The organism is Pseudoalteromonas sp. APM04 (assembly GCF_022809815.1).
Classification (GTDB): Bacteria; Pseudomonadota; Gammaproteobacteria; order Enterobacterales; family Alteromonadaceae; genus Pseudoalteromonas; species Pseudoalteromonas marina.
Genome location: NZ_CP094441.1, coordinates 2,727,611 through 2,747,749 on the forward strand (window position 1 = coordinate 2,727,611; position 20,139 = coordinate 2,747,749).

Consider the following 20,139-nt stretch of genomic DNA (forward strand, 5'->3'; position numbering starts at 1 on the left):
CCATACCTGACCAATCACTTTGGTCAGGTATTATCGCATCCACACTTTTATATCGGCCAAACCATTTCTCTGTAGCATACCCAGTTGCTGCTCTACATTAGAGTTTTGTTCAAACTCAAATGCATCTAGCTGCTCGTCGAAAGTAATATGCGCTACACCGTCTCCACCGCGTTTTTTAACTTGATGAAGCGAAATATCAGCTAAATTAATAGAGGTTTCCCAACTAATTACTTGCCCACCAAGTAACGGTAATGGGTAGAAAGACCAACCAATTGAGGCTGTTATATTTGTCATATTTCCGTTAGGTAATTGGAAAGAGTACTCTGCAATCGCTTTACAAAGCTCTGAAGAGTAACTGTCTATTTTATTGCACTTAAAATCACGTAAAAGTAATAAAAACTCATCGCCACTCCAGCGCGCTACATAGTCAGAGCCCTGCGTACGCGAGTTTAATAGCGCAGCCATTTGCTGCAAACAGCTGTCACCAGCAATTGGACCAAAGGCATCATTTATACGGCTAAAGTTATCTAAATTAATAATAACCAGTACAAGTGATTTCCCTTGGGCCTGTAATGACTGTGAATTACGTTGAAAATGCTCAATATCTTTTGGTAATTGATCAAACAAGAAACGACGGCTACGCAAGCCTGTAAGCTCATCGGAGTGGCTTACAAGTTTAAGTTGTGAGTTAACTTGCCCAAGCTTATCATTCGCTTGTCGAAGCTCTAACGTACGCTCTGTAATTAAACCTTCAAGCACTTCTTGTTTTCTGCGTTCTTGCGCTTTAAGCACCCAAAATACTAAGTAAAGAAGTAAAATAAAGCCACTGGTGATCAGTAACCTAAAGTAAATTGTTTCATCAAACCGCTCTGGCACAATAAACCCATATTCTACGTATTGCGCCTTTGACCAATCTTCACCTTGGCGTTTTGCCTCTAACTGAAATAAAAATGCCCCAGCTGGTAAGTTGGTATAAATAGCCTCGCGGCGCGTGTTTGCATAACGCCAATCATTGTCCAAACCACTTAACTGATACCTAAACTCAATACTGTTTGGCGCATAATAGTCTATCGCCGTATAGGTTAGTGTTATGTCTCGCTCGTCAGTTTCTAAAGTCGGCTTTTTACCTAGCGCAGCCGTTGTTAAATTTCGCTCAGGAGTTGTAATTGTTTCAATAGTTGGTTTTAACGACAGCACCCCAAATAGCTCTACATTTTTAGGTATCTCAACAACACCTTGTAGGCTCGGATACCACATCGAGTTGCCCATATTGACAACTGCATCATGACCTAAACCGCTACAACATTGGTTTGCTTTGCCGTCAAGCTGGCGATCGAATGATGAGATCACCTCTTCTACTTTTAAACTTTCTATGTTTGTTTTGAACTGCTCCGCTGGCATTCTGTAAACACCTTTCATGGTGCTCACCCACACGTTATTTAATTTTTCGTCGTACTCCAAGCTAAATATAGAGCCATACGGTAACCCATTTGCGGCATCAAGCTGTCGCCATTGGCCCTGCGTGCTTCGGTAAAATAATCCATCATTAAGCGAGCCTATTAAAATACCCACGCCATCAATATGCAAAACACTTGTAATATAAGCACTTTCAAGTGAAGTTTGATCCCCGACCTTTTCGATACCGCGATCAGTAAAGTAATACGCACCTTTACTGGTACCTATGACACCAAAGTTTCCTTTGTCTAGTACATAAGTTATAAATTTACTGCCTAAAAAGGCGTTATAAGCAAAGGGAGTTAAACCTGCAAAGTTGAGCCTGTAGAGCCCACGGCCGGTGCCAATCCAAAACCCGCCTTTACTAGAGCGACTTATAGCAAAAACGGGATTATCACGCAGTGCACGCCCAGGCACACTAAAGAGTTTATCGTCTTCGTATACGAACAAACCTCGCCCTGTGGCGATGTATACGCGCTCTCCATCAAACTGTAAATCGTGTACTGAGGCACGCCCATACTGACTACTTGGAATTAAGTTAATATAACTTTTATTCAAGTCAAAATAACCAACACCACTTTTATTAGCGACCCATAATTTACCATCTGGAGCTTGGCTCAGCGCCATAACCGCTTCAGTCATTTGTGAAACAGCAGCGTGCCTTTCTACTCGCCCTTCGTGAGCAAGCCACAACCCTTCACTGAAGCTTGCTAACCAAATATTATTTTTATCATCTCTAAAAATATCAGCAAACCAAATACTTTGATCTAGCTGGCTCGGTTCAACCCATTGCCATTGGCTAGATTTATCTCTGAATAACAAGCGCCCATAAGTAGAAATCCATAAACCACCATCGCTATCACTCATAAATTTATACACAGCAGAGTTATTCGCGTTGGGTAATGGAAAGGGCCTTAACTCGTCGTCTAAATCTAAAAAGTAAGCGCCTAGCTCTGAAGCTAAATATAAATTCCCATTTAAAAATGCAAGATCATGAACGATCGTTTGAGCTAAACGCTCGGGTAACGATATTTTAGCAGTAAGCTCTAAACGCAGTTTGGCAAAATCGGAGGAGTTTTTAGTTAAGCGTAACAAGTGACGATCGTTTACAAGCCAAATACCTTCTGGCGAAAGCGCCATTTGGCTCACTGAACCCACTATTTGAGTTATAACGGTTGCATTAGCCGTTGGTAAAATGGCTTTAGATTGACCGCGTAAGTTAACTTGACCACGACCAACGTAATATAACCCGTTTGCGGCTATCCAAGTGCCCCCTTTGGAGTCTTCTAGAATATCTCTTACAGGGCCTTTAATGTTAAATGCCTGCGCTGCAAAGGTCGCTGGATTAATAACCACTAAACCACTTCTAGTACCAACCCAAAGTAATCCATTCGAATCGATTAAAAGCTTATTAATGCCATTGCTTGGTAAAAAAGCGCTATTTTGGGTATTGTAGTTTGTGAACGTAGTGCCATCAAAACGGCTCAAACCAAACTGTGTGCCTAGCCAAGTGTAGCCTTGCTGATCTTGCACTACGCTTTTTAATGATTGTGACGGTAAGCCGTCTTTAATATTCCATTGTTTAACAACATAGTCAGTAATTGAAGCCCCACTTGGCATTGCGCACAACATCAGTACACACACCAGTAAAAATCGCATCATACGCTGCCACCTAGTTAAACTAATCAAATATAAACACTAAAAGGGTAGTAAACCTGCTTTTATTAACGCTTGCAAACAAATCAATGAAAAAATACCCGCTAACACGTCATCCGCCATAATCCCAAAGCCACCATGTACGCGTTTGTCTAACATACGAATCGGGCCTGGTTTTGCAATATCAAAAAAGCGAAAAAGTAAAAAGCCAACTAATAAAGTTTGCCAATTTAATGCTGCACCTATCATGGTAATGTAGTAACCAGCGACTTCATCCCACACAATAGCAGGATGGTCATGCACACCCAGATCATCAGCTGTTTTACCGCATGCCCAAATACCAAATACACTGATCACAACTGCAAATACTATTTGTAACCAGATTGGATAATGCATTGTTATAAATATAAATGGCAATGCTGCAAATGTGCCAAATGTACCCGGCGCTTTTGGTGCAAGGCCAGTACCAAACCCTAAACCAAAAAACTGGTGTGGGCGTTTTAAGTTAAATAATCGGTTCTTATTCAAACCTGCTCCTTTGTAAAATGCTCAAAGCCCTGTTGCTCGAAGTTAAACATTTCACCATTTTGTAAAAGCTCAATCTTACCGTTACCACTTTTTATCTGCCCAATACAGGTAATATCCACACCATATTGGCTTAGCTTTAAATCAAGCATACCTTTATTGTTATCGGGAACAGTAAAAATTAATTCATAGTCATCGCCGTAGCTAAGAATAAACGGTAATTGCTTATTAAAATCTAAGCTTGCTTTCATTGCCTCTGATGTAGGAATACTCTCAACATTAATCTCTGCATTTACTTGGGACATTTCAAGAATATGTGTTAAATCGGCAAGTAATCCATCTGATACGTCAATAGCTGACGTTGCAAGCCCACGGATGACCTGACCCGCAGCAACGCGCGGTGTTGGGTAGTCAAATCGATTGTTTAAGTATTCTAAATGCGTAGGATCTATATTAATACCTTGCTTCCGTGCTTCAATAGCAAGACCCGCGTCCCCTAAAGGACCCGTAACATAAATCCAATCACCTACTTTTGCACCACTTCTACGAAGTGCCTTACCTTCCGGCACGGTACCTTTTGCACAAATAGTAATGGTAAGTGGCCCTTGAGTGGTATCGCCACCAATAATTTGTACATTGAAGTATTCTGCAATTTCATGCATGCCTTCAGTAAATTCTGCAATCCACTGAGAATCTATTGTCGGTAACGTTAGTGCAACAGATACCCACGTAGGTTCAGCACCCATTGCAGCTAAATCACTTAAATTAACAGCAAGCGCTCTATGCCCCAATGCGCGAGGAGAAATATCTTCAAAAAAGTGCACGCCTTCAACCAGAGTATCGGTTGTGACTGCAAGTTGGCAGTTTTGTGGAACAGTGACAAGCGCGCAATCATCCCCTATACCTAGGTTAACATCACGACGAGAAATACCGCGACCTTTAAAGTAGCGGTTAATTAATTCAAATTCCTTCATACACAAAAAAGCCGACCTATGCCGGCTCTCCTTTTAACGGTTATATAAAGTAAATCTCTGAAAGCAAAGTCAGAGAAAAATACTATTACTTGCGTAAATGCTTTACAGCTTTATCAAGTACACCGTTTACAAATTTATGACTATCTTCTGCGCCAAATATTTTGGCAAGCTCAATACCTTCGTTGATAGCAACTTTGTAAGGTACATCTTCACGAAACTTAAGTTCGTAGCTGCTTAAACGTAAAATTGCTCGCTCAACCATATCTAAGTCATCAAATGGACGCGTTAAATGAGGTGATACTGATTCATCAAGTAGCTTGTAATTTACAGCTACACCTGAGGCTAAATCTTTAAAGTATTCAACATCAATTTTAGTAACGTCGTTTTCGATCAACATTTGTTGCTCGATGTCGGCAATTGCATTACCGCTTAATTGCCAAGAATAAACGGCTTGAAGTGCTAAGATACGTGCTTTACGTCTTGCTGCTGGTTTCACAAAAATTCCTTAAACTTAAATTTTATCTAACACATTAACCATTTCAAGCGCACCCAAAGCAGCTTCGCCGCCTTTGTTACCCATTTTGGTACCTGCGCGCTCAATAGCTTGTTCAATGCTTTCAGTGGTTAATACGCCAAATGCAACCGGTATATCATACTCAAGTGATACTTGCGCAAGACCTTTGTTTGACTCGCCAGCAACTAGGTCAAAGTGTGGTGTTCCACCTCTGATCACTACGCCTAAAGCGATGATTGCATCATACTCTTTTTTTGCCGCAACGCGTTTTGCCGCTAAAGGTAATTCAACTGCACCCGGTACATAAATCACAGTAATGTCGTCATCAGATACACCACCGGTACGTTTTAGCTCATCAACAGCACCTTCAAGTAGGCTGCTACCAATAAAGTCATTAAAACGAGAAATGACAATGGCAAATTTTTTGCCCGGTGCGTACTTATTACCTTCAATAATTTTCATTTGATAACCCTAAAAATAAGTTCAAGCGGTTGCGATTGCGCAAAAATTGCTGCGCATCATACCATAATAATAATAAAATAGCCTAGTTTAAGCGTTTGCCTATTGTGGCTCAATGTAATCAATAACTTCTAAATGAAAGCCCGAAAGTGCATGGTATTTTTTAGGGCGACTCATTAATCGCATTTGCTCAATTCCTAAATCTGCAAGAATTTGTGAGCCTACACCAACAGTACGAGAAGTACCTTGAAATTTACGCGGTGTAACATTTTCACCAGCGTCTGCAGCAGCAAATGCCTTAACTGTTGCTTCAAGCTCTTCAGTACTTTCTTGTTTACCTAAAATGACTAGCACACCGTCATTTTTAGCTATATATGCCATTGCATCCGATAAGCCCCAGCTTCTATCTGCGCTTCTATCAGAAAGTAAAATATCGTTAAACGTACTTTGTAAATGCACACGCACCAAGGTTGGTTCTTGCGCTTTAATTTCACCCTTGAGTAGTACGTAGTGTAACTGACCGTCAATCGTGTCTTTGTAAGTGACTAAGTCAAATTCCCCATGCTCTGTTGGCAGTTTACACTTAGCCACTTTTTCGATTGTGGTTTCGTTTAAATTGCGGTATTCAATTAAATCAGCAATTGTGCCAATTTTAATGTCGTGCTCTTTAGCAAAAACTTCTAAATCAGGGCGGCGTGCCATGGTGCCATCAGCATTTAAAATTTCAACAATAACAGAAGACGCTTCAAGCCCTGCTAAGCGAGCTAAATCACAACCGGCTTCTGTATGACCTGCGCGTGTTAATACACCACCTGGCTGTGCCATAATCGGAAAAATATGACCCGGCTGTACAATATCGCTAGGAACAGCACCTTTAGCGATAGCTGCTTGTACCGTGCGTGCTCTATCTGCTGCTGATATACCTGTGGTTACGCCTTTTGATGCTTCTATCGACATAGTAAAGTTAGTTGAAAACGCAGCGCCATTATTTTTAACCATTAAAGGCAAGTCTAGTTGCTCACAACGCTCTTGTGTCATCGTTAAACAAATTAAACCACGGCCATGAGTAGCCATAAAGTTAATTGCTTCTGCGCTAATATGTTCCGCAGCAATGATTAGATCACCTTCATTTTCTCTGTCTTCATCGTCCATTAAAATAACCATTTTACCGGCTTTAATGTCATCTATAATTTCTTGTGCGCTGTGTAAATTCATAAATTCGCTCGTGTAAGTTGTCAGTTTCGTTATTTAATAAAGCCCGCTTTTGCGAGTAAGCTCATTGATATATCTGCGCCGGTTGGCTGCTCTGCGCCTTTGATAAGACGCTCTAAATAACGTGCAATTTGATCGACTTCTAAATTAACTTGAGTGCCTACTTTAAAGTCGGCAATCGTTGTTTGACCGCTGGTGTGCGGCACAATTGTTAATTTAAATTTATTACCTTCAACAGCGTTAACTGTCAGGCTTATACCATCAATACATACCGACCCTTTGTACGGTATGTATTTCATTAAATTTTCATCGGTTGTCAGCCAATATTCAGTAGCTCTTGCATTAGCTGTAATCGCCGTTATTGTTGCAATACCGTCAACATGGCCAGACACTAAATGTCCACCTAAACGCGAAACCGGTTGCATTGCTTTTTCAAGGTTAACTGTTTGCCCTATTGAATAATGTGCAAAACCAGTTAAATGAATTGTTTCGTTAGATAAATCAGCGCTAAAACCATCAACATGTTTATCAACTACCGTTAAACACACGCCATTTGTTGCAATACTGTCACCCAGCTTTACGTCACTCATATCAAGGTCGGCGCTTTGAATACGAATGGCTAAATCGCCTTGTTTTTTTTGTAATAAAGCAATTTTGCCTGTGGCTTCTATTATCCCAGTAAACATAGCGCTACTCTTCTTTGTTAAATGATTTTAATGCGTGCGTTTTTAACGCGTTGATACGTAAATCGTCACCAATACGAACACACTCATTAAAAGATAAATCGATAGTATCTTGCATACTCGTCAATTCAGGGAAGTTTACTAAACTTTTAGCATCATAACCCATCAGTTTTGGTGCGATATAAAAAACATACTCGTCAATTAAATCAAGCTCGGTCATTTTCCCCACAAGGGTTGCCCCAGCTTCCAGCCATATATTATTAAACTGATGCTTTGCTAGTGTTTGTAATACATCGGTTAAATCAACCTTACCCTGTTGCTCGCGCACCGCTATGTGCTCAACAAAATGCGGCCACTGCATTGAATTATCAACCTTGGTAGTAAATATAATTACCGGGTGCGCTATTTTAAATAGCGCAAGGTCAGGTGTTAATCTGTTTTGCGAGTCTATTATAACACGCACCGGCTGACGTAGCGGTAAGTTGGTTGGTAATGAATACGGTAACTCACTTGCTCGAACATTAAGTTTTGCATTATCAACAAGAACCGTATCGGCCCCCGTTAAAATGGCACAGCTTTGAGCGCGGTATAGCTGCACATCTTTTCGTGCAGCAGGGCCTGTGATCCACTTACTTTTTCCGTTTTTTAGCGCTGTTTTGCCATCTATACTGGCTGCTAATTTACAGGTTACGTAAGGAAGCCCTTGCTCCATACGCTTAAAAAAGCCAAAGTTTAATGCGCGCGCCTCTTGTTCAAGCAACCCATGAGCAACTTCTATTCCGGCGTCACTCAATATTTTAAGGCCTTTACCTGCCACTTGCGGGTTGGTATCAACCATGGCTGCAATCACCTTTTTAATACCAGCAGCCTTGAGTCCTTCAGCACAGGGGGGCGTGCGCCCGTAATGGCTACAAGGTTCAAGTGTTACATAGGCAGTTGCACCCTTTGCTTTTTCGCCTGCTACAGCAAGTGCATTGACCTCTGCATGTCCTTGCCCTGCTAACTGATGAAACCCTTCACCAATTATTTGATTATCTTTTACAAGTACACAGCCAACATTCGGATTAGGTGTTGTGGTAAACCGACCTTTTTTAGCAAGCTCAATAGCACGCGCCATATATAGTTTATCGTGCTCGGTAAATGCTGATTGGCTGCTCATGCTTATTCCCCTAAACGGGCAATTTCTTCGCCAAACTCTCGTATATCCTCAAACGAGCGATATACTGACGCAAACCTTACATAAGCGACTTTATCTAACTTTTTAAGCGCTTCCATAATGCATTCACCCACTAAATGGCTTGAAATTTCTCGCTCACCCGTTGCACGTAATTGCGACTTTATTATATTGACTACTTCATCAACTTGTTCTGTACTGACGGGACGCTTCTCAAGTGCACGATTTAAACCATTTAGTAACTTATCTTCGTTAAATGGTTCGCGACTGCCGTCTTGTTTTACAACACGCGGCATAACCAGCTCTGCCCCTTCAAACGTGGTGAAACGTTCATGGCAATCGTTACATTCACGACGGCGGCGAACTTGATGGCCACCGCCAACAAGGCGGGAATCTATAACTTTGGTGTCTTTTGCTGTACAAAATGGGCAATGCATAACTAAAGGTATCCGTTTTAAAAACAAAAAAGCCGCTAAAAAGCGGCTTTTATAATAGCATGATTGCTTATGTGATCTAAATTACCGTTTTACTTTATTAAGCGTAAACAGGTAGTTTTGCACAAATTGCTTTCACTTTTTCTTTTACTTGCGCTTGAACAGACTCATCAGCAATGTTGTCTAGTACATCACAGATCCAGCCAGCAAGCTCTTTAGATTCAGCCTCTTTGAAACCACGGCGCGTGATTGCAGGAGAACCAATACGTAAGCCAGACGTTACAAATGGAGAACGCGGATCATTAGGAACTGAGTTTTTGTTAACCGTAATGTTCGCATTACCTAATGCTGCATCAGCATCTTTACCCGTAATATCTTTATCGATTAAATCAAGTAAGAACAAGTGATTATCTGTTTTACCAGAAACAACTTTGTAGCCACGCTCTTGTAATACGCTAACCATTGCTTGCGCATTTTTAACAACTTGTGTTTGGTATTCTTTAAATTCTGGTTGTAAAGCTTCTTTGAATGCCACTGCTTTTGCAGCAATAACGTGACATAAAGGACCACCTTGGCCACCAGGGAATACAGCACTGTTAAGCTTTTTGTAAATTGCTTCGTCACCACATGCAGAAATAATTAAACCGCCACGAGGGCCCGCTAATGTTTTATGCGTTGTTGTAGTAACAACATGTGCAAATGGTACTGGGCTTGGGTAAACACCCGCAGCAATTAAACCTGCAACATGCGCCATATCAACAAACAAGTAAGCATCTACTTTGTCTGCAATTTCGCGAAACTTAGCCCAATCAACAATACCTGAATAAGCAGAAAAACCTGCGATAATCATTTTTGGCTTGTGCTCTAGTGCTAACGCTTCAACTTGTGCGTAATCAATTTCGCCAGTCTCTTCGTTTAGGCCATACTGAATTGCGTTATATGTTTTACCTGAAAAGTTTACGTGTGAACCATGAGTTAAATGGCCACCGTGTGCTAGGCTCATGCCAAGTACTGTATCAAGCGGGCTTAATAAGGCTTGGAAAACAGCTGCATTGGCTTGCGAACCTGCATGCGGCTGAACGTTTGCGTAGTCAGTACCAAACAATTCGTTTGCGCGGTCAATAGCTAATTGCTCAACCACGTCTACGTGCTCACAGCCACCGTAGTAACGCTTGCCAGGATAACCTTCCGCATATTTGTTAGTAAGTTGAGAACCCTGTGCTTCAAGTACGCGTGGGCTACAGTAGTTTTCAGATGCAATTAACTCAATATGCTCTTCTTGACGTGATGTTTCTTTACTCATCGCGTCAAATAACTCTGGATCAAAGTCCGAAATATTCATGCTACGTTCTAACATTGGGGGCTCCTGGGCAACGTGTATGGTATTTTTTTAGAGGCTATATTGTACGCTTAAAACCGCACTTTGCCTACGTTCTTAAGTTGAGGATATTTAATCAGGGATTGAAACTATTTCACACCCTTTTTAAGATGATATTTTTAAATAACTTACATAATTATTTTAAATGTTTTTTATTTATTACATTTAATTAGTTAATTAAAAAAGCTATTTCACGGTTTAAAATGTGCAAAAAAAGCGGCCATAGCCGCTTTCGTGTTTACTTAATATTTAAGCTAACTTAGCCAGTATTTCTGTACGCAAAGCGTCGTAATCGGCGTTTATGTCGCTTGCAAGACATGGTTTAGCCAATGCGTCGCTCAATGGCTTTGGCATATCTAGTTCAATATTTAGTATACCTTCTACACTTTCTTTAAACTTAGCTGGATGTGCAGTTGCTAAAAAGATGCCCGCAGCACCCGGTGCTCGGTTATTAACTAAACCTTGATAGGCAATTGCTGTATGTGGCTCTGCAACATACCCTGTTTGATGAATATTTTTCATCACCGTTTGAGTGTTTTCTTCGTCAACACTAATTGAGTAAAAGTTGTCGTAACTAAACCAGTTGTTGTCCAACATAGTTTGCACACGTGGCCAGTTATTCGGCTTACTCACGTCCATCGCATTTGAAAGCGATTCAAGCGTTGCATTAGGCAACCAATTTTTATCAAGTATAAAACGAGGAACGGTGTCGTTTTGGTTTGTTGTTGCACTTAACTTTCCAACCGGCAACCCTATTACAGCGCCAATCATTGCGGCGCATACATTACCAAAGTTACCACTTGGTACAGAAATATGCGCTGTTGCACGCTTTTCTTTTGGCAGTTGTGCAATCGCTTCAAAGTAATAACACACCTGAGCGACTAAGCGGCTTATGTTTATCGAATTTGCTGAATTTAAGCCAAGTGTAGATTTAACTTCATCATCTAAAAACGACTTCTTAACAAGTTCTTGGCAATCGTCAAAACTGCCATCAACCGCGTAACAATGAATATTGCCACCTAAGGTAGTAAATAGCTTTTGCTGAGCAAGTGAAATTTTTCCTTTAGGATAAAGAATAACCACATCAATGTTTGGTTTATTGTAAAATGCATGCGCAACCGCTGCACCAGTATCACCTGATGTTGCTGTTAAAATAGTCACTTTTTCACCTTGGTTAAACTGCGCTAAGCATTCAGCCATAAAGCGCCCACCAAAATCTTTAAAGGCAAGCGTAGGACCATGAAATAGCTCCAAACAATAGGTATTTTCTTCTACCTCGACTAACTTAACTGGAAAATTAAACGCATTTTTAACCATGTCGGCAACAGTGCTACTTGGCAACTCATCACCAATTAAATGGGATAAAATTTTGCTACTGCGCGTAACAAAATCCATATCAAGTAATGCGTCAACATCAGCCATGGGCGCTAACGATTCAGGAAAAAACACTCCTTGATTACGTCCAAGTCCTGTTTTTACTGCTTCAACGAACGACACTTTTTGTGAGTTATCTTTTAAATTATGTAATTGCATGACTTCTAATCCTATAAAACATTTAATTGACGCGTGCCGTCGTTGTCTAACTTACAAATATGGCAAAAACCTTGCTCATTTATATAATTATTTTTTAACCATTTAGCGCATTGCTCGGCCGCTTCAAGTGTTTTACATACAGTAAATAAGGTAGGCCCTGCGCCTGAAATACTAACTACCTCAGCTCCAAGTGCGGGTAAACTTGCTTTCGCCTCGCTAAAACCAGTAATAAGCGGTGCACGGTAAGGTTCTGCTATTTCGTCTTTCATTATGCTTAATGCATCGTCAAAACGTGCTGTTAATAACAAGCTACTAAAAGAGGATAAACGCTGCGCAAACTCAACGCTTGCATGCATGCTAAGATCTTTTGGCAAAACAGAACGCGCTTTTGCTGTATTAAGCGAAAAGCCTGGAAACGCCGCAACGTAATACCAGTTTTCATCAACCGGTAGTTCTATAGATTTATTAGGAATTAAATCGCCAGTTAGCTGCAAACCGCCCAAATAACAGGGCGTAATGTTATCGTAATGGCGTCCGCCACTTACAACTGCTTCAAAATCTGCCATCAACTCAATTAGCTGTACTTGACTTAACTGTGTTTTTGCAAATTTATCAAGCGCTGCAAATGTAGCAACCACCGAACAAGCACTCGATCCTAATCCAGAACCAATTGGCAGGTTTTTTTTAAGCTCTAGCTTTACCGTTGGCATATCTGGTGCGACATGAGCTCTAAAGTGCACTAAACACTGATATGCTAAGTTTTCTTTCGCATCGCTTGGTAATTTATGAGCATATTCGCCTGAACAAACAAACTCATCACAAGGGGCTGCGCTAACAAGTGCTACATCTCCCAATAAACTACCATCAATTGGCGCAAGAGCAGCACCTAGCGCATCAAATCCAACTGCAAAATTACCAATAGATGCAGGCGCATATACTTCAATCATTTTCGACTCCTAGCGCGATAATGTTTTTAAAACGTCTGCAAATACACCTGCAGCAGTTACTTCAGAGCCAGCGCCGTAACCACGAATAACAAAAGGACGTGGTTGGTAGTATTGACTTAAAATTGCAAGCGCATTTTCACCATCGCGAATAACATTAAGCGCATGTGATGAATCAACAGCCTCAATACCTACTTTACAGTGGCCTTCTTTAATTGTGCCAACGTAACGAAGAACTTTCCCTTCACTTGCCGCTTGCTCAATACGTGCGTTAAAGTCAGCGTCTAAGCTAGGTAATTTTGCCATAAACTCATCAATACTGTCTCCTTCGGCAAACCCTTGTGGTAATACCGACTCTACTTCAATGTCGGTTAGCTCTAATTTCATACCTGCTTCACGCGCAATAATTAACAACTTACGCGCAACATCAGTTCCCGATAAATCATCACGAGGATCTGGCTCTGTAAAACCACTTTCTTTTGCTTTAATGGTTGCCTCTGACAGTGATAAACCATCTTGCAAAGCGCCAAACATGTATGACAATGAGCCCGATAAAATACCGCTAAATTCAAGTAATTCATCTCCTGCACCAAATAAAGATTGCAAATTATCGATAACAGGAAGGCCTGCACCTACGTTTGTTTCGTATAAAAACTTGCGGTTATTTTTTTGTGTAGCAGCAATTAAATCTTGGTAATACGTATATGAGCTGGTTGTTGCCTTTTTATTGGCTGCAACAACATGAAAACCCGCATTTAAAAAGTCAACATATTGCGCTGCAAGTGCATCAGACGATGTACAATCCACCAGCACAGGATTAACTAAGTGATTTTGCTTAACAAATTGCTCAACGAGTTTTAGGTCAAATGACTGCTCTGATACTGCTAATTTTTGCTGCCAATCACTAAAGGCAATACCCTCGCTATCAAGATGTAACTGACGAGAGTTAGCAACGCCGTACAAATTAAGTTTAATGTTACGCTTTTCAAGCCATGCTTGTTGGCGCTCTAATTGAGATATCAGTTCTTGCCCTACTAAGCCACACCCTAGTAAAAACACATCAATTGAAGGTACATGCGTGAAAAAGTTCTCATGGCATATTTTCACTGCGTCGTTGCATAACTCACCGTCAATTACAGCTGAAATAGCACTTTCAGTAGAATCTTGTGCAATTGCCACAATGTTTACTTGTGCTTGAGAAAGGGATGCAAAAAACTTAGCGGCTAAACCACGATGTGCCCGCATATTATCACCCACAAGCGTTACTATGGCTAAATTACGCTGTACTTGAACAGGCTCAATTAAACCTGCTTGAGATTCAAGCTCAAACGCTGTTTGTAAAGCCGTTAAAGCAAGGGCTAAGTCGCTCTCATGTACACAAAAGCTAATGCTAAATTCACAAGACGATTGCGTGATCAACACAATAGATACGTTATCGTGAGCAAGCGCATTAAAAACTTTAGAGGCCATGCCTACTTTGCCTTTCATTCCTGGACCCGAGACAGTCAGCATAGCTAAATCTTGCAGGCTTGAAATTGCTTTTACAGGCTCGTCTGATGAAAAGTCATTTCCGATTAGCGACCCTTGGGCATCAGGGTTATGCGTATTTTTTATTTCACACGGCACGCCCGCTTTGGCGCAAGGCAAAATAGTTTTTGGGTGAAGTACTTTTGCGCCAAAGTAAGAAAGCTCCATTGCCTCTTTGTATGACAAAAAGTCAACTTTAGTGGCTTTTTTGATATAACGAGGATCTGCGCTGTAAACACCATCAACATCAGTCCAAATTTGGCAAACATCTGCCTCTAAACACGCCGCTGCAATAGCCGCTGAGTAATCAGATCCATTACGCCCCAGTGTTGTAAGCTCGCCTTTATTATTGCTTGCTGTAAAACCGGGCATAATATAAATCGTGGCTGGCTTTTCTTTTAATGCCGCTTGAAAATGCGCTTTACTTGCAACTAAATCAACCTCAGCATCAATAAAACCACCTGTTGATGCAACGCAACTTGTCGCCTCTAAATAAACCGCCTTATGTGAGTTTAATAAGCGCTGCATAAGCGACACACTCACTCGTTCGCCAAAGCTTATAACAAACGCACGCACTTGATCGGGGCAGCACTTAATTAAAGATACACCATCAAGCTTATTTTTTAGTTCTTCAAAATTTGGCCAGTGGTCAATTGGGCCATACCCTTTTTCTACGGCTGCTTTTAGCTCGTTACAACGACCCGTTAAAGCCTCCCACAAAGAGCTAAAGTCTTGGCCTTGTTCTGCCGAACTCGCAAGAGCAACTAATGAGTCGGTCATTCCACCGGGCGCCGATAATACCAAAAGCATTTCATCTTTTAATTGTGCTTTAACTAATTGAGCTACCTGCTCTAGGCAGGCAAAGTCGGCAAGTGATGACCCACCAAATTTTAAAACGCGCATTGTTTATGTTCCTCATCCCATAAAACGAAAAAAGGCCTGTGCTCTAAGTGAACACAGGCCTTTAAATTTGTTGCACCGACCTATGCCACTATCCAGAAAGAATGGTGGTTGTAATAATAATGGTCAGTACGCGATTAATTGTTTTCATGGGGTAAGACTGCCTTAACAAAGGCTATGCTGTCAAGTGCAAATTAAAAGATAAAACAGCCTTTTTTGATATAAAAAAACCTAGTGAATGCCAAATTTATGCAAAATATTGTCCATTCTTGTTTTATCTATTGGTTTATTAATAAAATCGATAGCACCTAACTGAGCTACACGTAATTTCATTTTCTCTTGTATATCAGCAGAAATAACAAGTACAAAACACTCAATCTTGTTTGTTTTTATGTATTCAAGAACGCCAACGCCGTCAATCTCAGGCATAGTTAAATCCAAGCATAGCAAATCAAAGCGGTTAGTATTTAGTAATTCAATAGCTTGTGCGCCATTTGTAGCTTGCTGAATATCTGCATCTATACACTGTTGCAAACATCTGATTACTTGTTTTCGTGCAACTGTTGAGTCATCACACACTAAAATAGAAAAATTCATATTATAAAACTACTAAATAAGCATAATTAATGTCGTTAAGGGCGGCTGTCGTTGGTAAGCTCATATCCCAATGTAATAGTACCTATATTTACAACATAGTACCTGGGCTTTTTGTCCACATTTTGTAACAATCTATTATTGAATAAGCTTAACAAGCCAAAAGGGATAGTTTATTATCACTAGAAAGTATAAAAAACAAACAAAAACTAGTTAATCAATAATATACAAACACTCTAAAGCAGTTAGTATGTGGCAAATAAAAGCAAAAATCAGCCCTTATTTATCATAAAATAAATCATTTATTATTTGTTTTTAAGCATTTATTGACTAAATTTTAAATAGTAGTGTAAATACTTAATTATATCTCAAGGAATTGTTGACCTCTCATGCTACAGAAAAGCCTTTCTAAAAGATTACTGACCAGTGTGTTATCGGTCTATTTTTTGCTTACCTTTGTAGTGACATGCGGGCAGGTGCTTGCTGAGTATTTAAACACTAAAGATTACATAAAAGATGAATTAGCAACCTTACAAAAAACCTTCAGCCGTAGCTTAACACGAGCTATTTGGGAGCTTAATACAAAACAAACAATCACCACCGCAGAAGGGCTACTCGCTATCCCCATGATAGAAGGGATCATAGTGCGTGATGACAGTGGTGAAGTTATTTCGCAGCTTGGTCGCTCTTTAGATATCCATAAACTTTATAGCCAGCAACTTGTCCAAGAAGAAGCCATGCTAGAAGACTCTAAATCAGGCTTGTTTGGGTATACATTCCCACTTATATTCGAATTTTCAGGACGAGCCACACAAGTCGGTGATGTTACGTTATTTTCAAGTCGAGAAGTTGTATTAAGCAGAATAATGGTATCAATCTACTTTTTGATTGGTAATGCCATGATCAAGACTACATTTTTAATAATCTTATTTTTAATGGCCTTTAGAAAGCTACTTACCGACCCGCTTTATCAGCTCACCGAACAAATTGAAAACCTGCAACTCGATGAGCTAGAAGGGCAGCACATCGAAATTGAAACTGAAGAACACAATGAGCTTAAGGTAATGGAACACTCTTTTAATAACTTAATCGATAAGGTGGTTCAGTACAGAAAAGAGCTTGAACGAACTCAGAATAAATTAATTGTTAGCAACGAGAAGTTAGACCAACATAACATACAATTAGAGCAGGATGTTGCTCGTAAAACGTCTAACTTAAGTCAAGCAATGATGGAATTACAACAGCAAAAATATGAATTAGAAAAACAAAAAATAGTATTAACAGATGAGGTAGACCTTCGCCGCAGTACCGAAAAAGAACTGATCACCAAACAAGCGGAATCTCAACGCTATATTGATGAATTAAAACTGGCTCAAGAGCGACTCGTTGGTACAGAAAAAATGGCGGCATTAGGTGGCCTAGTTGCGGGGATCACTCACGACATAAACACGCCTATTGGCATCGGTGTAACTGCAGTATCATTTTTAGAGGAGCGTTTAAATAAGTTAGAAAGTGCCTATGCTGAAAAAACACTTTCGCCCAAGGCGTTGGAAGAGTTTATTAACGAAGCCAAACAAAGCACAAGCTTGCTTACAACAAATTTAGATAGAGCCTCTGACCTTATTGCAAGTTTTAAGCAAATTGCTGTAGACCAAGCCAGTGAAGCTGTGCGTACCATAAACTTTAAAGATTATGTAAATGAAATAATTCGATCGCTTCACCCTAAATTGAAAAAAACATCACACACTATTAATCTACAATGCCCTGATGACCTAGTATTAAATTTGCCAGCCGGCGCCATAAGCCAAATATTTACTAATCTCATCGTTAATTCGCTTATTCATGGTTTTGAAGGTAAAGACAATGGTGTTATGGACATTAACATCACAAGTGACGAAACCAACCTAACCATTAACTACAAAGACAACGGCAACGGAGTCACCGCTGAGCAGCTTGAAAAATTATTCAATCCGTTTTTCACCACAAAACGAGATGAAGGTGGCAGTGGTTTGGGCACTCACATAATGTTTAATTTAGTTAAACAGACATTAAGCGGCTCAATTGAAGCGACAAGCGAACCTGGCCAAGGATTGCACTACTTTATACAATTTCCTAAAAATATGGCTAAGCCTCTGTCTATATTCAATCAAAGCTAATTCAAATAGTCGTTAATCAGTCATTTCGAGGAACGACTTTTATTGCTATGATTGAGCAAATTTTTCAGATGGATTATCTCCCCTATGTGGTTTAGTAACCTTATTTGTTACCGCTTTAAACAAGATGTTTCGTACACACAAGAAGACTTTGATAAAGCATTAGAACAAGATCTATTTCGTCCTTGCACAGGTCAAGAGCTCTCTACGTTTGGCTGGACGAAAGCATTTGGAAAGCATAGCGAAGCACTTTCTCACTTCTCTCAAAAAAGTATTTTAGTGTGTGCTAAACGCGAAGAAAAAGTATTACCGGCATCAGTCATCAACGAATTAGTTGCCGAAAAAGTTGACCAAATCGAAGCTGAAGAAAACCGACCCGTTAAAAAGAAAGAAAAAGACGAACTTAAAGAAAATATTCTTCACACCCTACTTCCGCAAGCATTTAAAAAGTCGAGCTTACAATTTGCATTTATTGACCAAGAAAACGGTTGGGTTGTGGTTAATAGTGCAAGCTTTAATAAAGCTGAAGAGCTGTTAGCACTGTTACGTAAATCGTTAGGTACGCTTCCAGTTGTTCCTGCATTTGCAAATTATGACCTTGATGTATTTTTAACTGATTGGCTAACTAACTTCAGCACACCTGAAGGCTTTGCAATTGGTTCTGACGCTGAGCTTGAAGAAGCTGATGATAGTGGCGCGCAAGTTAAATTAAAAGGCCATGACTTGTCATGTGATGAAGTTAAATCACATCTTGAAAGTGGTAAACGCGTTACTAAGCTTGCACTTGATTGGCAAGAACGTGTTAAATTCATGCTTCAAAATGATGGGTCAATTAAACGTCTAAGTTATTCAGATACACTGAAAGAAGAAAACGCTGACATACCTAAAGAAGATATGGCAGTAAAACTTGATGCTGACTTCATTTTAGCATCAGAAGAAATTAAACAATTGCTAGAAGAGCTAACTCAAGGTTTAGGTGATGCAGATGATTTAGCCAATCCATAACCGAAAGTTTAATAGCAATAAAAAAGCACGATTAAATCGTGCTTTTTTATTGCGCTAAATTTAAGGCTTAATTAGCTAAACATGTCTTTTACATCTACAAGCATCTCGTTGTATTCATCGCTTGAGAACAACTGCATAGATGAAATAACACCTTTATCTATATACGTTTGTAAAGCAGCTGATTTATCAGATACCTGTAAAGTCCCCTCTAAAATAGCCCCAATTCGAATAAAATCTACATAACTTATTTGTTCTGGTTTATAGCTTGGATCTGCCCAACTTAGTGCTACATCGGAGAACTCTGCAGGAAATTCCCACGCATCCATGATTGATGAGCCAATTTTACCACTTAGTTTTTGAATGGCATGTGCCAAGAAGCTAGGATTTGCAAACACTTCAGGGTGACGCTCAGCCTCAGTTAAGATAGGCAGCACACCAATATTATAAACTAAGGCAGCTAAGGTAATTGAGTCGCGATTTAACGAGGTACGTTTATTATTTTGTAAGTAAAACTCCATTAGCGTAATGGAATGACTCGCCACAGTTAATGTTTTTTGCCACGCCTTACCCATATAGCCTTTAATAAGGTCGTTGTTAGAAACAAATAGTTGTTCCATTGCCATCGCTGTCGCTATATTTTTAATTTGGCGCAATCCAATACGAGTGACTGCTTGATGTAAGGTAGATACCTTAACCGCACGTCCCATGATTGCACTATTAGCCACTTTAATCATACGAGCAGATAACGAAGGGTCTTGTGAAATAACTTCCGACATTTGCATCAAATTAACTTCAGGATCGTCTGCAGCTTGGCGGACTTTAATCGCAACCTCAGGGAGTGTAGGTAATACAAGTGTATCGTTATTTATTCTATCAACTAATATTGTTAATAATGCATTCTCTGTAGACATAAAGCAGTCATCCTTTTTAGTTGTAATATTACTACACGCTACAACAGTTAATTTTTATAATAATAAACTTACAATCAGTATTGCCTAACTTACCGTTAAAGTTAAGAA

General features: G+C 40.0%; 17 protein-coding genes. 2 read left to right on the top strand and 15 right to left on the bottom strand.

The annotated features are described in order from the left end of the window. Positions 1 to 30: 30 nt before the first annotated feature. The 14 genes from MTP24_RS12575 to MTP24_RS12640 form a co-directional block, all read right to left on the bottom strand. Entirely contained in the window at positions 31 to 3,117 is a 3,087-nt protein-coding gene (locus tag MTP24_RS12575; protein ID WP_243531508.1) for a ligand-binding sensor domain-containing diguanylate cyclase, read from the bottom strand. A 36-nt stretch (positions 3,118 to 3,153) separates the two neighbouring features. Beyond that, complete coding sequence (locus tag MTP24_RS12580; protein ID WP_006794265.1) at positions 3,154 to 3,639, bottom strand: phosphatidylglycerophosphatase A; 486 nt, start codon at positions 3,637 to 3,639, stop codon at positions 3,154 to 3,156. After that, a complete protein-coding gene (gene thiL, locus MTP24_RS12585; protein WP_006794266.1) occupies positions 3,636 to 4,610 on the bottom strand; it encodes a thiamine-phosphate kinase in 975 nt (324 codons plus the stop codon). Before thiL ends, MTP24_RS12580 begins: the two co-directional genes overlap by 4 nt. 85 nt (positions 4,611 to 4,695) lie before the next feature. Then, positions 4,696 to 5,106, bottom strand: coding sequence for a transcription antitermination factor NusB (gene nusB, locus MTP24_RS12590; protein ID WP_006794267.1), 411 nt, complete (start codon positions 5,104 to 5,106; stop codon positions 4,696 to 4,698). A gap of 15 nt (positions 5,107 to 5,121) precedes the next feature. Next, on the bottom strand, positions 5,122 to 5,586 hold the full coding sequence (gene ribE / locus MTP24_RS12595) for a 6,7-dimethyl-8-ribityllumazine synthase (RefSeq protein WP_006794268.1): 465 nt from the start codon (positions 5,584 to 5,586) through the stop codon (positions 5,122 to 5,124). 99 nt (positions 5,587 to 5,685) lie between these two features. Continuing rightward, positions 5,686 to 6,798, bottom strand: a complete 1,113-nt coding sequence (gene ribBA, locus MTP24_RS12600; RefSeq protein ID WP_006794269.1) for a bifunctional 3,4-dihydroxy-2-butanone-4-phosphate synthase/GTP cyclohydrolase II — start codon at positions 6,796 to 6,798, stop codon at positions 5,686 to 5,688. A gap of 29 nt (positions 6,799 to 6,827) precedes the next feature. Then, entirely contained in the window at positions 6,828 to 7,481 is a 654-nt protein-coding gene (locus tag MTP24_RS12605) for a riboflavin synthase (protein WP_010557798.1), read from the bottom strand. 4 nt (positions 7,482 to 7,485) lie between these two features. Further along, the gene (ribD, locus tag MTP24_RS12610; protein WP_243531511.1) at positions 7,486 to 8,637 is read right to left on the bottom strand and encodes a bifunctional diaminohydroxyphosphoribosylaminopyrimidine deaminase/5-amino-6-(5-phosphoribosylamino)uracil reductase RibD; all 1,152 of its coding nucleotides are present in this window, start codon (positions 8,635 to 8,637) and stop codon (positions 7,486 to 7,488) included. A 2-nt stretch (positions 8,638 to 8,639) separates the two neighbouring features. Beyond that, on the bottom strand, positions 8,640 to 9,089 hold the full coding sequence (nrdR, locus tag MTP24_RS12615) for a transcriptional regulator NrdR (protein WP_006794272.1): 450 nt from the start codon (positions 9,087 to 9,089) through the stop codon (positions 8,640 to 8,642). A 97-nt stretch (positions 9,090 to 9,186) separates the two neighbouring features. Continuing rightward, positions 9,187 to 10,443: a serine hydroxymethyltransferase gene (glyA, locus tag MTP24_RS12620; RefSeq protein ID WP_006794273.1), complete on the bottom strand. Its 1,257-nt coding sequence runs from the start codon at positions 10,441 to 10,443 to the stop codon at positions 9,187 to 9,189. Positions 10,444 to 10,713: 270 nt separating this feature from the next. Continuing rightward, positions 10,714 to 11,997 carry a threonine synthase gene (thrC, locus tag MTP24_RS12625; protein ID WP_006794274.1) on the bottom strand — a complete coding sequence of 428 codons (1,284 nt, stop codon included), beginning with the start codon at positions 11,995 to 11,997 and terminating at the stop codon, positions 10,714 to 10,716. An 11-nt stretch (positions 11,998 to 12,008) separates the two neighbouring features. Further along, positions 12,009 to 12,944, bottom strand: coding sequence for a homoserine kinase (gene thrB, locus MTP24_RS12630; RefSeq protein ID WP_243531513.1), 936 nt, complete (start codon positions 12,942 to 12,944; stop codon positions 12,009 to 12,011). Between the two features lie 9 nt (positions 12,945 to 12,953). Beyond that, entirely contained in the window at positions 12,954 to 15,371 is a 2,418-nt protein-coding gene (gene thrA / locus MTP24_RS12635) for a bifunctional aspartate kinase/homoserine dehydrogenase I (protein ID WP_243531515.1), read from the bottom strand. A 228-nt stretch (positions 15,372 to 15,599) separates the two neighbouring features. Continuing rightward, positions 15,600 to 15,965: a response regulator gene (locus MTP24_RS12640; protein ID WP_243531518.1), complete on the bottom strand. Its 366-nt coding sequence runs from the start codon at positions 15,963 to 15,965 to the stop codon at positions 15,600 to 15,602. Positions 15,966 to 16,351: 386 nt separating this feature from the next. Between MTP24_RS12640 and MTP24_RS12645 the strand changes: the two genes are divergently transcribed. Next, positions 16,352 to 18,118 (top strand): ATP-binding protein, encoded by a 1,767-nt coding sequence (locus MTP24_RS12645; RefSeq protein WP_243531520.1) that lies wholly within the window; start codon positions 16,352 to 16,354, stop codon positions 18,116 to 18,118. A gap of 84 nt (positions 18,119 to 18,202) precedes the next feature. Beyond that, a complete protein-coding gene (gene rdgC / locus MTP24_RS12650; protein ID WP_006794279.1) occupies positions 18,203 to 19,120 on the top strand; it encodes a recombination-associated protein RdgC in 918 nt (305 codons plus the stop codon). Between the two features lie 71 nt (positions 19,121 to 19,191). Here the strand turns inward: rdgC and MTP24_RS12655 are convergent, their stop codons facing one another. After that, positions 19,192 to 20,031, bottom strand: a complete 840-nt coding sequence (locus MTP24_RS12655) for an HDOD domain-containing protein (protein ID WP_008126555.1) — start codon at positions 20,029 to 20,031, stop codon at positions 19,192 to 19,194. Positions 20,032 to 20,139 lie beyond the last annotated feature (108 nt).

Excerpts from the sequence above, each read along its gene's own strand:
- ribE (WP_006794268.1), bottom strand. The coding sequence starts at position 5,586 with ATGAAAATTATTGAAGGTAATAAGTACGCACCGGGCAAAAAATTTGCC.
- thiL (WP_006794266.1), bottom strand. The coding sequence starts at position 4,610 with ATGAAGGAATTTGAATTAATTAACCGCTACTTTAAAGGTCGCGGTATT.
- thrB (WP_243531513.1), bottom strand. The coding sequence starts at position 12,944 with ATGATTGAAGTATATGCGCCTGCATCTATTGGTAATTTTGCAGTTGGA.
- MTP24_RS12655 (WP_008126555.1), bottom strand. The coding sequence starts at position 20,031 with ATGTCTACAGAGAATGCATTATTAACAATATTAGTTGATAGAATAAAT.
- glyA (WP_006794273.1), bottom strand. The coding sequence starts at position 10,443 with ATGTTAGAACGTAGCATGAATATTTCGGACTTTGATCCAGAGTTATTT.
- thrC (WP_006794274.1), bottom strand. The coding sequence starts at position 11,997 with ATGCAATTACATAATTTAAAAGATAACTCACAAAAAGTGTCGTTCGTT.
- MTP24_RS12645 (WP_243531520.1), top strand. The coding sequence starts at position 16,352 with ATGCTACAGAAAAGCCTTTCTAAAAGATTACTGACCAGTGTGTTATCG.
- MTP24_RS12605 (WP_010557798.1), bottom strand. The coding sequence starts at position 7,481 with ATGTTTACTGGGATAATAGAAGCCACAGGCAAAATTGCTTTATTACAA.
- MTP24_RS12575 (WP_243531508.1), bottom strand. The coding sequence starts at position 3,117 with ATGATGCGATTTTTACTGGTGTGTGTACTGATGTTGTGCGCAATGCCA.
- ribBA (WP_006794269.1), bottom strand. The coding sequence starts at position 6,798 with ATGAATTTACACAGCGCACAAGAAATTATAGATGACATTAAAGCCGGT.
- ribD (WP_243531511.1), bottom strand. The coding sequence starts at position 8,637 with ATGAGCAGCCAATCAGCATTTACCGAGCACGATAAACTATATATGGCG.
- MTP24_RS12640 (WP_243531518.1), bottom strand. The coding sequence starts at position 15,965 with ATGAATTTTTCTATTTTAGTGTGTGATGACTCAACAGTTGCACGAAAA.
- rdgC (WP_006794279.1), top strand. The coding sequence starts at position 18,203 with ATGTGGTTTAGTAACCTTATTTGTTACCGCTTTAAACAAGATGTTTCG.
- thrA (WP_243531515.1), bottom strand. The coding sequence starts at position 15,371 with ATGCGCGTTTTAAAATTTGGTGGGTCATCACTTGCCGACTTTGCCTGC.
- nrdR (WP_006794272.1), bottom strand. The coding sequence starts at position 9,089 with ATGCATTGCCCATTTTGTACAGCAAAAGACACCAAAGTTATAGATTCC.